Genomic DNA, 13,015 nt, shown 5'->3' with positions numbered 1-13,015 from the left:
AAAAATTTGTTCCATTTATTATCCTACGTGATTCATGAGAAAAAGTAAAAAGTATTCCCCTGCTTAAACTTTGCTGTTGATTTTCAAATTACCTATCTTAATGTATGATTAATTTCCAGCCGCTAAACATTAAGACTCCTTTTACTTATGCTAAAAGAAAAACGAGTATGAACCTTTTCGGGCTCATACTCATTTTAGTTGTACTCAGGGCTGTCAGTTAACCGGCAAGTTGTTGTGATTAACGACTGCCTTTGATGTAAGGGGTGCCGATCGCTTTTGGAGCTTCGGCACGGCCAATGACCCCTGCCAGTGCCAGAATCGTCAATACATAAGGAGCGATGAGCAAGAATACTTGTGGGACATCCTGCAGTAACGGCACACCTGAACTGATGATACTCAGGCTTTGGGCGAAACCGAAAAACAACGCTGCTCCCATTGCTCCAAGCGGATGCCATTTTCCGAAGATTACAGCCGCAAGAGACATGAAACCCTGACCTACAATAGTAGAATGAGAAAAGTTCAGCGCAATCGTCAATGCGAATACGGAACCACCAAGCCCTGCCATTGCACCTGATATCATGACAGCGACATAACGCATTCTAGAAACGTTGATACCGTTAGTATCTGCAGCCATCGGGTGCTCCCCGACAGAGCGCAGACGGAGACCAAATGGCGTTTTATACAATACATACCAGCCTACAAAAGCCAATGCAATAGCAACGTAAGAGGTCAAATACATACCTGAGAAAAACAATGGACCAATAATCGGAATATCCGATAAAAGCGGAACATCTGTAGTATAAAACGGTCTGCTCACCATGTCTGTTTGACCTTTATCGTACCATTGTTTGGTTAAAAACAGACCTAGTCCAAGGGCCAGGAAGTTGATTGCTACACCACTCACTACCTGATCGGCACGGAAAGTAACCGAGGCAATCGCATGGATAATCGAGAAGATAGCAGAAATGATCATCGCTACAAAAATGGAGACCCAAGGGGTCCAGGAACCGAATGTATCGATAAACGTCAGATTGAAAACAATCCCGACAAACGCACCCATTACCATTAGACCTTCCAGGCCGATGTTTACAACACCGGACCTTTCACTAAATACGCCGCCGATAGCAGTAAGAATCAGAGGGGCTGAAAAGAAAATAGCCGGGCCTATGATTGATTGTAAAATATCTAAAAAACCCATTTTATTTCCCCTCCTTTTTCATTTTCAGTAAGAACCAACGGATCATATAACTGGATGCTACAAAGAAAATGATCATGGCAATTACGATATCTACTAATTCTGTAGGGACACCTGCACTTGTCGGCATATTCAATGCTCCTACTTTCAATGTGCCGAATAGTATAGCAGCAAGGACAACACCCACCGCTGCGTTTCCGCCAAGCAAGGCAACGGCGATTCCGTCGAATCCAATATTCGTAAACCCGCCTTTTACTGATTGGTAACCGAATGTTCCGATCCCTTCCATTGCGCCTGCAAGTCCTGCAAACGCACCAGAAATAACCATGGATAAAATAATATTACGACCCACATTCATTCCAGCATAGCGAGAAGCATCCTGATTGAAACCAACCGACCTCAACTCATAACCACGAGTGGTCTGATTTAAAATAAACCACATGATTGCGGCTGCGAACAAAGCAATCAGCAGACCGTAATGGAGCCGGGAGTATTGAGTAAGTGCAGCCAGCCATTCTGAAGTAAGCGAGGCGGTTTCCGGAATACGTTCGGTACGGTCCTGGCCGTCACTAATGACATTTCGGACTAATGCATTCGAGGTATATAAAGCAATGTAATTCATCATAATCGTTACAATAACCTCATGGACTCCGAGTTTAGCTTTTAATAACCCGGGGAGGAATCCCCAGGCTGCACCAGCTAAAGCAGCTGCAAGAATAGCTAATGGCAGGTGGATGATCATCGGTGCGTCAATTGCAAGCCCAACCCACACAGATGCAAGCCAGCCCATAATTACCTGTCCTTCCACTCCGATATTAAAAAGTCCGGTACGAAAAGCAAATGCCACGGCTAACCCGGACAGAATGTACGGGGTAACTTGTCTTAAAGTCTCGCCAAAAAAGTAAGAATCCCCAAAGGCTCCCTCCCATAAAGAAAGATACCCAGTTAAAGGATTATATCCAAAGCCAAGCATGATGAATGCCCCAACCAATAAGCCTAAAAATACGGATATAAGTGGTATTAATATATTTACTAAACGATTGGAAAACATCACTGACCACCAGCCTTCTGCTGTTTACTGCCCGCCATGAGCAGACCGAGTTCCTGTTCGGTCGTATCTTCCGGCTTCACTTCGGCTACTATGCTGCCACCGAACATGACTGCAATCCGATCGCTCAGATTCATAATTTCATCCAATTCAAACGATAATAGCAAGACTGCTCGTCCTTTATCCCGTTCTTCGATCAATTTCTTATGGATGAACTCAATGGCCCCTACATCTAATCCCCTGGTAGGCTGTGCAGCGATAATCAAGTCAGGGGAGCGGTCCACTTCCCGGCCAATGATGGCTTTCTGCTGGTTCCCCCCAGAAAGAGCACGAGCTTTCGTATAGACAGAAGGCGTCCGCACATCATATTCTTCAATAAGCGCTTTGGCTTTGTTATAGATCTCTTTGTAGCGTAAGACGCCTTTTTTTGAAAAAGGTTCGTGATGATAGGTTTGCAGCACCATGTTTTCACCGATGGGGAAATCAAGTACCAGACCGAACCGATGACGGTCCTGAGGTATATGTGAAATACCTGCTTCTGTGACTTTCCTTGGTGTCAGATTGGTAATTGATTTACCATTCAGCATAACCTCACCACTATCCACTTTTCTCAAACCTGTTATAGCTTCAATCAATTCTGATTGGCCATTCCCATCCACACCAGCCAGTCCCACTATTTCACCTGCATTAACTTTCAAGTTCAACCCTTTGACCATATCGACATGGCGCGCATCCTTCACGTTAAGATCCTGGATAGCTAAGGTGACCTCCTTTGGCTGGGCAGGTTGCTTTTCTGTGGAGAAAGTGACCTCCCGACCAACCATCAAAGAAGCAAGTTCGTTCGGATTGGTATCTGGCACATTTACTGTACCGATCCCTTCTCCTTTTCGGATGACGGTGCATCGGTCACAGACTTGCATGATTTCTTTCAGTTTATGAGTGATAAGAATGATTGATTTTCCTTCACGAATTAACACACGCATGATTTCAATCAACTCTTTAATTTCCTGTGGTGTCAACACAGCAGTAGGTTCATCAAAGATCAGGATTTCTGCACCACGGTACAAGGTTTTCAAGATTTCCACGCGTTGCTGCATACCAACAGATATATCCCGGATTTTCGCTTTAGGATCGACTCGAAGCCCATAGAGCTGCGATAAACGTTCTACCTCTTTTTCCGCTTTCTTAATATCAACGGTACCTTTCTTTCTAGGTTCACTTCCCAGGATGATATTTTCTGTGACTGTGAATGTATCCACTAGCATAAAGTGCTGATGCACCATTCCGATACCAAGCCGATTAGCTACATTCGGATCAGTGATTTTGACACTTTCCCCACGTACCTTTATTTCTCCCTTTTCCGGCTGGTAAAGGCCGAACAGGACATTCATCAATGTTGATTTACCGGCTCCATTTTCCCCTAACAAAGCGTGGATTTCTCCTTGTTTCACTTGCAGGGTGATATTATCGTTAGCGACTATCCCGGGAAATTCTTTCCGGATATTCAGCATTTCTATAACATAACTCATGGTTTTCCCCCACTTTCTTAATCGACCGTAACCCTTTTTATCTACTGGGATATCAATCCCAGGGTTCTTTATTTGTAATGAAATATTTTAGCAGTTTAATAGATAAATACCTGCTAGAATCTTTCTCTTTAAAAACATCAAATGAAAAGGGCTGCCTGCCTTTCATTTGATGTTTTTATATAAGAAGGAAAGGCTGGCTGACCAGCCTTTCCGATCCATTATTAAAGTGAATCTTCAAATTCTTTTACTTCATCTATCGTGCTAGGGACTTCTACTTCACCATTGACGATTTTTTCTTTCCAGTCCTCTACAGCAGTTTTAATGTCATCTGTCATAGCTTCCTCGTTTGTAGTAGCAACACTGATCGCATCATCTTCAAGACCATACTCTACTACTTCCCCACCAGGAAACTCGCCGTTCATAGCATTGGTTGAAACGTCCTGGACAGCGACATCTACACGCTTGACCATAGAAGTCAATGTAACGTTTGTGTCATTGATTTGACCTTCTTCATGCTGGTCACGGTCCACACCGATAACCCAGACATTGCGGTCAGCGTCATTTTGCTTCAAGTCTTTAGCTTGAGCGAATACACCGTTACCGGTTCCGCCGGAAGCGTGATAGATAACATCAATTCCTTGAGAATACATGTTGGAAGCGATTGCTTTACCATCATCCGGTGCATCGAAAGCACCTGCATATTGTACTTTTACTTCAATATCTTTATTTACAGATTTAACACCAGCGCGGAAGCCAGCTTCGAATTTATTGATGAGGTCACTGTCTACTCCCCCGATGAAACCTACCTTGTCAGATTCAGTTTTCATAGCAGCCGCTACTCCAACAAGGAAAGAACCTTGGTGTTCTTTGAATACGATGCTTGCCACGTTGTCTTTTTCGACAACAGAGTCAACGATTCCGAAGTTTGTATCCGGATTCTGGTCAGCAACTTCCTCAATAGCTGGAGCCAGCAGGAAACCGATACCGTAAATAAGGTTATAATCACTACGTACCAGACGGTTTAAATTGGTGTTATAGTCAGCATCACTTGCAGACTGGGCATAATCGATGCCTTGACCTTTTTCCATGCCATTTTCTTCGCCAAAAGCCTTTAGACCTTCCCAAGCAGATTGGTTAAATGATTTATCATCGATCCCGCCGACGTCAGTTACCATTGCTACAGAAAAATCATCCCCTGCAGCTTCTTCTCCGTTAGAATTGTCATTTCCATTGCCTTCTGCCTCTTCTGAGCCGCCGTCAGATGAGCCGCAAGCACCAAGAACCATACCGATCGCCAACAACAGTGCTAAAATTAATAATGAACGACGATTTTTCAACATAATTACCCCCTATTTGTGATAAAATTAGCAAAATTCCGACTAAAAAACGTTTTCATTTTTTGCTGATTTACAGGCGACCACCTCCTAAAATGAAATGTGTCACATTATTGAAATCGCTTACACTCTTTTTCTTAGCACGTGGAAACTGAACTTATCAGCCCGGAAGTAGTTGGATGAATACAACACAGGTTCATCCATTTCCGTATAGTGCATTTGTTTAAGAAGCAAGAGGGATTGTTCAGGTTCACATTCAAGCACCGGCGAAATACGTTCATGGTAGCCAATCGGTTCAATATACGTGACAGCATAGCTGACTCGTTTGCCTGCATATTCTTCGAGGCTATCGAATATGGAATCCTTCTCCAGTACGTCTTTGACGGGTATCAAACCATCCGGCAATTTATCGATACAATAGACAACGGGTTGGGAATCAGCTGTTCTCACGCGTTCAATTTGTGCTAAACTATGTACGGTAACCGGATCAAATCGTTTCTTGTCTTCATCTGTCGGTTCAACGAAATCGGTTGAAAGGAACTGCGTTCCGGGTGTCATACCTGATTTTTGAATCATTGCTGTTACACTGATCAGCTCTTCTATCCCTGAGGAAAATACTGGTTTCGGATTGACAAAAGTCCCGACCCCATGCCTTCTTGTTACGATGTTTTCCTCTTCGAGAATCCGTAATGCTTCCCGTAGTGTGGCCCGGGAAACCCCCAATTTCTTTGATAATTGAAATTCGGACGGAAGTTTTTCTTTCTCTTTATAAACACCGTTTTCAATATCACGTTTAATTTGCTCAATCACCTGTAAATATAAGTGACGGGTGTCCTGTCTGATTGACATAGAGTTCCCTCCAATATTCCTAACGTATGAGATCTGACATCTGACGTTCGACACATCTTGTCAGACAATAATATACCATTAAACTAGTAATAAATAAATAGAATTTTATTATTTTTACTAAATAAGACACAATTTTTCGCCATTAGTGTGATTAAATAGGTCTAAGCGATCTGTCGCAGGCGACTATATCCGTATATTAGAAAAGACCATATATCCTTGGTACCAGGACATATGGTCTTTATATTAGGAGCTTTGTTGTTCTTCCGTTGTTTGGGATACAAGCACAGTCCTCGGTTTACTTCCTTCATAAGGACCTACCACTCCATTATCTTCCATGGCGTCTATTAGTCTGGCTGCTCTTGTATAGCCGACTCGAAACCTCCGTTGCAGCATGGAAACACTTGCACTTTGCATTTCAATTACAAGCTGAACTGCTTCTGGATACAGTTCGTCATCCACTTCCTGTTTCACTTCGCTCTCTTCTTCTGGAATCATTTCTTCCTGATACTGGGCACGTTGTTGTTCTACACAGTAGTTGACGATCCTTTCCACTTCTTCATCCGATAAAAACGCACCCTGTACACGGGTTGGTTTCGAAGCACCTACTGGCATAAACAGCATATCTCCCCTGCCCAGCAGCTTTTCAGCACCTCCGGAATCGAGAATGGTCCGGGAGTCTGTCTGTGAAGAAACGCTGAATGCTATCCGGGACGGAATATTCGCTTTGATAATTCCTGTGATAACATCAACGGATGGTCGCTGAGTAGCAATAATCAAATGGATACCTGCCGCACGTGCCATTTGAGCAAGTCGGGTAATAGCATCTTCCACATCATTGGAAGCTACCATCATCAAATCGGCCAGCTCGTCCACAAGCACAACAATATAAGGAAGCTGTGGCTGTGTTTCTTCGCTATCTTTATTCTGTTTTGCGATATATTCATTATACCCTTCGATATTTCTTGTTCCGGTATCAGAAAACAAATCATAGCGACGTTCCATTTCTGCTACTACTTTCTTCAGGGCCCGGGCTGCTTTCTTAGGGTCCGTGACTACAGGAGAAAGCAAATGAGGAATGCCATTATAGACATTTAATTCTACCTTCTTCGGATCAATCATCATCATTTTCACTTCATGCGGTTTCGCACGCATCAGGATACTTGTAATAATGCCATTGATACAAACACTCTTCCCGCTTCCCGTCGCACCTGCAACAAGTAAGTGGGGCATTTTGTTTAGTTCCCCGATCACCGCATCCCCGGATATATCTCTTCCAAGAGCAAATCCCAATTTGGATCCCTGCTTCGCCGAGTTTGATTCCAGCACTTCCCGTAAAGAAACCATGGCCACTTCCGTGTTCGGAACTTCTATGCCTACAGCAGACTTGCCAGGAATCGGTGCTTCGATTCGTATATCTTTTGCGGCAAGGGCTAATGCCAGGTCATCATGCAAATTGACTATTTTGCTTACTTTTACTCCTACATCCGGATAAACTTCATATTTGGTTACAGCAGGTCCTACATGGACTTTTGTCACTTTTGCTTTCACGCCGAAGCTGTGGAAAGTCTTCTCCAACTTCCTTACTGTAGCCTGAATTTGCGAGCGTTCCTGCGACTGGGAATTATGGGTTGGTTCAGCTAATAAATCCATACCTGGCAAATGATAGTCCTTATTCTCCACTTCTGTCATCGGCAATGACTGGGTGAGTGGATCTTCTTCCTTTTCTTCTTCAGGAGCAGAAGATGTCTGCTCTTCTGGGGCTGAATTTTGCTGCTTCAGTTCAGAGGAATAAGCAATATCAGTGAAGTCCTGGATGATCGGCTCCTCACTCTCTGCGATTCCTTCAACCTGTGGTTCCCCTTCTTCCATCTCCATTTCTTTTTCACGCTTGTCTTTTTTCTTTCGTTCTTTCTTTGTGTCCTCTTTTTCTTTTGATTTGCGATTCGTTTTCATTGAATTCCATTGCTCACGGGTAAAAGCGGTTATTTTCCCTAGTACATTTTCCAGCCAGGTTCCTAGTGACCATTCCGTCAAGAAAATGATACCGATGATAATACCAAATACAGAAAGTATCTTAGCCCCGGCAGCGGAGAAGAGAAAATATGTGAGTGCAAATAAAACAGCACCGACCATTCCCCCGCCAATCGTAGCGAAAGGAAGATTTCCATCTAAATAAGCAAAATAGTGTTCCCAGGTCGTTTTCAAAATCGATGGCTGGCTGGAGTCTGCAAGAATACGCTCAAATGACTGGATATGTGTGAATAGAATGGTGGAAAGAAAAATGATATAAAATCCTGTCATACGTTTATGTAAAAATACCGGCCATCTTCTTTTAATCATTAAAAATAATCCTAGCACCAACAGGAAGATGGAAGCTACGAAATACCATACACCAAAGAAGAATTGTAAGATATGTTCCAATCCCCCAGGAATTGCTCCATCACTGATGGCACTTGCCCCGCTGCCAAATACGGCAAGCAATATAAACAACAGGCCGAGAAGTTCTACCTTTAACTGTTTTTTCAACCTCGCCTGTTTTTTCTTGTTTCTTTTTTTTGCCATGCTGTCACCTCTATCTACTATAATGAAGCTTTGTTTAGGAAGTAGAAAAACGCTCTCCCTACAACATACGGAAAATTAGAAGGATGCCGGCCAAATGAATAATTCATTGAGAGGCGACATCCTTTACAAATAATAGTCAGTATCATTATAGCACAGGCAAGCATGTGTTTGGTGGCATTCAAGCGTTAAATTGAATTCCTGGCTGATAGTCCGGGTGTAAATAATCAGATGGATCGGTTGATAGGAGTTGTACGATCTGATAATTGCCATTTTCAAGCTTTGTTGCTTTGACAGTAGTTTGTTTGTAGGCAGTGATAACCGTACTATCGTATGCATTTGGATCTGCTGGGAATATATCCGTCTCACTTAAGGGTGTATAGAGAACCATTACTGGATCACCTGCTCTTCATCTGGTTTTCTCTTATCGATCTCCTTGTTCAACATTTCCATCGCTTCCTTAACCCCTCCCACAGCATCGATTAAGCCATAATCGACTGCGTCCTGTCCGACTACATTCGTACCGATATCACGGGTAAGGTTTCCTTTCGCAAACATTAATTCTTTGAACTTGTCTTCATCGATATTAGAATGCTGGGTAACGAAATTCACTACGCGATCCTGCATTTTGTCCATGTATTCAAAGGTTTGCGGGACGCCGATGACAAGTCCGGTCATCCTAATCGGGTGGATGGTCATCGTAGCAGTTTCGGTAATGAACGAATAATCTGTTGAAACAGCGATCGGCACTCCAATTGAATGGCCGCCGCCAAGGACAATTGATACCGTAGGCTTCGATAGAGAAGCAATCATTTCCGAAATAGCTAATCCTGCTTCTACGTCCCCTCCGACGGTATTCAGTAAAACAACAAGTCCTTCAATTTTAGGATTTTGTTCAATTGCTACCAGCTGGGGAATCAAATGTTCATACTTAGTCGTTTTATTTTGAGGTGGAAGCTGCAAATGTCCTTCTACCTGACCGATAATAGGCAGGACATGAATATTTGAATCAGGAGCCTGAGGAACATTGGATTGTCCCAGCTGCTGGATTTTTTCTACCAGCTCCGATTTTTTCGGTTGATCTCCTGGCTGATCTTTTTGTGGCTGTTGTGGCTGATTATTGAATTCTGTCATAGTCATACCCCTTTCTTTACGGTTAGTATGAACCAGACTACAGTATCCAATACAAAATAAGGTATGAAGGTTAGAATAACGTGTAACTTAAAAAATTTCGAACAAAAAAAGCACCGTATGCTTTCACACATACGGTGCTTTCTGATTTGTTACACCGTCACATTAAGGAGCTCTACCAGCCTTTTTCGTTCATCAGGAGAGAGTGGTACAAGGGGAAGTCTTACCCCGCCCACATCCACGCCTTTGATTTGTAAGGCTGTCTTCAAAGGTGTAGGTGAAGGAGCGCGGAACATCTCAGTCATAATCGGAATGAGCTGGCGATGGATCTTTGCAGCTCCCTGGACATCTCCTTGATCGAATTTTGCTAACATCTCCTGCATTTCATTTCCAATGACATGGGAAGATACAGAGACAATTCCTGCTGCACCAATGGCGCAGATAGGCAACGTGAGACTGTCTTCCCCGCCATATACATGGAAGTTATCAGGTGTAGACTCGATCATTTCTGAAATGGATTCAATATCTCTGCTTGCATCTTTAATAGCAACAATATTAGGTATCTTTGAGAGTGCTATTACTGTCTCAGCAGATATTGATACAATGGAGCGACCTGGAACATTATATAACATTACAGGGAGGTTTGTTCCATTGGCGATATTCTTGAAGTGTTCATAGAGCCCACGTTGATTCGGCTTATTGTAGTAAGGAGTAACCAGCATGACAGCGTCTACACCAGTTTGTTCTGCTTTTTTGCTTAACTCAATGGAAGCATGGGTATCATTACTGCCACTGCCGGCGATGACAGGCACTCGTTTGTCCGCCACCTCCACCGTATGCTTCCATAATGCAACTTTCTCTTCCGATGACAAGGTTGGAGATTCGCCTGTCGTTCCTGCAACGACCAGCCCATCTGAACCATTATTGATCAGGTAGTTGACAAGTTTTGTTGTCTTATCGAAATCTATATTACCCTTATGGTCAAATGGGGTGACCATTGCTGTCAATACTCTGCCGAAATTCATCGTGCACTTTCTCCCTTCTTACTCACAATTATTCAAGATCAAGTTCAAACACTTTGTGCAAGGCATTGACAGCAGTCACTAAATCGTCCTGAGGGATTAACACCCATATGGTTGTATGGGAGTCGGCAGACTGCAAAATCTGAACCCCAGCTTCCGTCAGCGTATGGACGATTTTTGCAGTAACACCCGGAACTCCCGTCATTCCAGCGCCAACTGTCGACACTTTTGCACAATTACGGATAACTTCAGGCGTATAGCCCAGATTCTCCAAAATTTCCACAGCACGGTTTGTATATAAGTCTTCAATCGTATAAACTACCCCGCTAGGAGAAATATTAATAAAATCAACAGATATACCAGCTTCGGCCATGGATTTAAATACTTCCGACTGCAGCTGATATGGTTCTTCTTTAGCAAGGACACGAATTTGTGTTATTCCGGATATATGGGCAATTCCTGTAACCAGTCGATCCGGGATATCCTTTCCAGCTTCCGACTCACGAGAGGAAGTGACGAGTGTACCTTCATCAACCGAGTAAGTAGAACGGACCCGGATTGGCACTTCCGCCTGCATGGCAATCTCAACTGCTCTTGGATGGATCACTTTTGCACCCTGGTAGGCTAGATTACAAATATCATTGTAAGTAACCTTATCAAGCGCACGTGCTGAATCTACAATCCGCGGATCTGCTGTCATAATACCTTCTACATCTGTGAAGATATCCACAAAATCCGCCTGCAGGGAAGCACCTAATGCAGCTGCTGTCGTGTCACTTCCTCCACGGCCGATCGTCGTGATTTCATTCTCTTCCGATCTGCCCTGGAAGCCTGCTACAACCACTACATCATGGGAATCCAGTTCTTCTTCCACACGTGTAGCATCCATTTTGATTATCTTAGCTTTTGTAAAATCTCCATTTGTTATGAATCCAGCCTGACCGCCGGTTAATGCGATCGAATGGATACCTGCCCGTTTCAGTTCATTGGAAAAAACTACAGAGGAAATTGTCTCTCCGCATGACATCAGTAAATCACGTTCACGGGAAGAAATATTAGAGGCAGGGAAACCCACGAGGTCAAGTAAAGAATCTGTGGCGTAAGGATCACCCTTCCTGCCCATTGCAGAAACGGTGACCACCACTTTGTATCCTTGTTCAATAGCTATCTGAATATGTTCGATTGCTTTTGCTCTTCCTGCTTCATCTCTTACAGATGTTCCACCAAATTTTTGTACTACTACTTTCATGTTGACACCCCATCAACTAAGAAATTACAACCAATCATTAGCAACCAGTTGTTCTGCGATCTGTACAGAATTCCAAGCCGCTCCCTTTAATAGATTATCAGAGACGATCCAAAGATGGAAACCATTTGGCTGATCCAGGTCTTTTCTAACCCTGCCTACAAACACATCCCGCTTTTCTGCTGCGCTTAACGGAGTAGGATATGTTTGAGTCGCCGGTTCGTCTTCCAATACAATGCCTGGTGCATTTTTCAGGGATTGATGTAGATCCTCAACTGATAGTCCTTCTTTCTCTGTTTCAATATATACACTTTCAGCATGAGATGTGAAAATCGGAAGTCTTACGCATGTAGCTGCTACAGACAAGTCTTCCGCGTGCATGATTTTCTTCGTTTCGTTAATCATTTTCATTTCTTCGAAGGTATAACCATTCTCTTCAAATGTGTCGATTTGCGGTAACGCGTTGAACGCGATTGGATAATGCTTCTCGTCGCCTTTGACCGGAAGGATTTCTGCCTTCATATCTTCTCCGTTTAAGAAGGATTGCGATTGTTCGCGCAATTCTTCGATCGCTTCTGTACCAGAGCCTGAAACAGCCTGATAGGTAGATACGATTACTCTGGTTAAGCCGTAAGCATCTTTAATCGGTTCCAACGCTGCTACCATTTGGATGGTGGAACAATTCGGATTCGCTATAATTCCTTTATGCTCTTTGATATCTTCTTTATTTACTTCAGGTACGACAAGCGGTACCTCCGGATCCATACGATAAGCACTCGTATTATCCACGACAACTGCTCCTCGTTTTACTGCTTCAGGAGCCAGCTTTTTAGAAATAGAACCACCTGCAGAAAATAGGGCGATATCAATTCCTTCAAAGCTTTCAGGTTTAGCTTCTTCTACTGTAATTTCTTCACCTTTATAAGAAATTTTCTTACCCGCTGAACGCGAGGAGGAAAGCAGCTTCAGACTTTTGATTGGAAAGTCACGATCTGCCAAGGTTTCTATCATTTTTTGACCAACAGCGCCTGTGGCACCTACTACTGCTACGTTGTATTGTTTTGATTGACTCATATCCGTGTCCCCTTTCTCGTTTGAATAA

The 13,015-nt window shown here is 43.3% G+C and carries 11 protein-coding genes; all 11 read right to left on the bottom strand.

What is annotated here, in order from left to right; translation table 11 throughout:
* Window positions 1-238: 238 nt before the first annotated feature.
* The 11 genes from B9Y67_RS16510 to asd all read right to left on the bottom strand — a co-directional run bounded on the left by B9Y67_RS16510 (window position 239) and on the right by asd (window position 12,987).
* The gene (locus tag B9Y67_RS16510; protein ID WP_085508375.1) at window positions 239-1,198 is read right to left on the bottom strand and encodes an ABC transporter permease; all 960 of its coding nucleotides are present in this window, start codon (window positions 1,196-1,198) and stop codon (window positions 239-241) included.
* A gap of 1 nt (window position 1,199) precedes the next feature.
* The gene (locus B9Y67_RS16505; protein ID WP_085508373.1) at window positions 1,200-2,246 is read right to left on the bottom strand and encodes an ABC transporter permease; all 1,047 of its coding nucleotides are present in this window, start codon (window positions 2,244-2,246) and stop codon (window positions 1,200-1,202) included.
* The gene (locus tag B9Y67_RS16500; protein ID WP_085508371.1) at window positions 2,246-3,772 is read right to left on the bottom strand and encodes an ABC transporter ATP-binding protein; all 1,527 of its coding nucleotides are present in this window, start codon (window positions 3,770-3,772) and stop codon (window positions 2,246-2,248) included. The genes B9Y67_RS16505 and B9Y67_RS16500 overlap by 1 nt, the downstream gene beginning before the upstream one ends.
* Window positions 3,773-3,993: 221 nt before the next feature.
* Window positions 3,994-5,112 (bottom strand): BMP family lipoprotein, encoded by a 1,119-nt coding sequence (locus B9Y67_RS16495; RefSeq protein WP_303393603.1) that lies wholly within the window; start codon window positions 5,110-5,112, stop codon window positions 3,994-3,996.
* Between the two features lie 117 nt (window positions 5,113-5,229).
* Entirely contained in the window at window positions 5,230-5,955 is a 726-nt protein-coding gene (locus B9Y67_RS16490) for a GntR family transcriptional regulator (protein WP_085508368.1), read from the bottom strand.
* Window positions 5,956-6,198: 243 nt separating this feature from the next.
* Window positions 6,199-8,517 carry a DNA translocase FtsK gene (locus tag B9Y67_RS16485; protein ID WP_085508366.1) on the bottom strand — a complete coding sequence of 773 codons (2,319 nt, stop codon included), beginning with the start codon at window positions 8,515-8,517 and terminating at the stop codon, window positions 6,199-6,201.
* 178 nt (window positions 8,518-8,695) lie between these two features.
* Window positions 8,696-8,905 (bottom strand): YlzJ-like family protein, encoded by a 210-nt coding sequence (locus B9Y67_RS16480; protein WP_085508364.1) that lies wholly within the window; start codon window positions 8,903-8,905, stop codon window positions 8,696-8,698.
* On the bottom strand, window positions 8,905-9,648 hold the full coding sequence (locus B9Y67_RS16475; protein ID WP_082412051.1) for a ClpP family protease: 744 nt from the start codon (window positions 9,646-9,648) through the stop codon (window positions 8,905-8,907). The genes B9Y67_RS16480 and B9Y67_RS16475 overlap by 1 nt, the downstream gene beginning before the upstream one ends.
* Window positions 9,649-9,797: 149 nt before the next feature.
* Window positions 9,798-10,670, bottom strand: coding sequence for a 4-hydroxy-tetrahydrodipicolinate synthase (dapA, locus tag B9Y67_RS16470; RefSeq protein WP_085508361.1), 873 nt, complete (start codon window positions 10,668-10,670; stop codon window positions 9,798-9,800).
* Between the two features lie 28 nt (window positions 10,671-10,698).
* Window positions 10,699-11,916, bottom strand: a complete 1,218-nt coding sequence (gene dapG, locus B9Y67_RS16465; RefSeq protein WP_085508359.1) for an aspartate kinase — start codon at window positions 11,914-11,916, stop codon at window positions 10,699-10,701.
* Window positions 11,917-11,940: 24 nt separating this feature from the next.
* Window positions 11,941-12,987, bottom strand: coding sequence for an aspartate-semialdehyde dehydrogenase (gene asd, locus B9Y67_RS16460; RefSeq protein ID WP_085508356.1), 1,047 nt, complete (start codon window positions 12,985-12,987; stop codon window positions 11,941-11,943).
* Window positions 12,988-13,015 lie beyond the last annotated feature (28 nt).

Origin of the sequence: Thalassobacillus devorans, from assembly GCF_900176565.1 — a bacterium.
GTDB classification, from domain to species: Bacteria; Bacillota; Bacilli; order Bacillales; family Halobacillaceae; genus Thalassobacillus; species Thalassobacillus devorans_A.
This window is presented reverse-complemented; position numbering and strand designations above follow the sequence as displayed.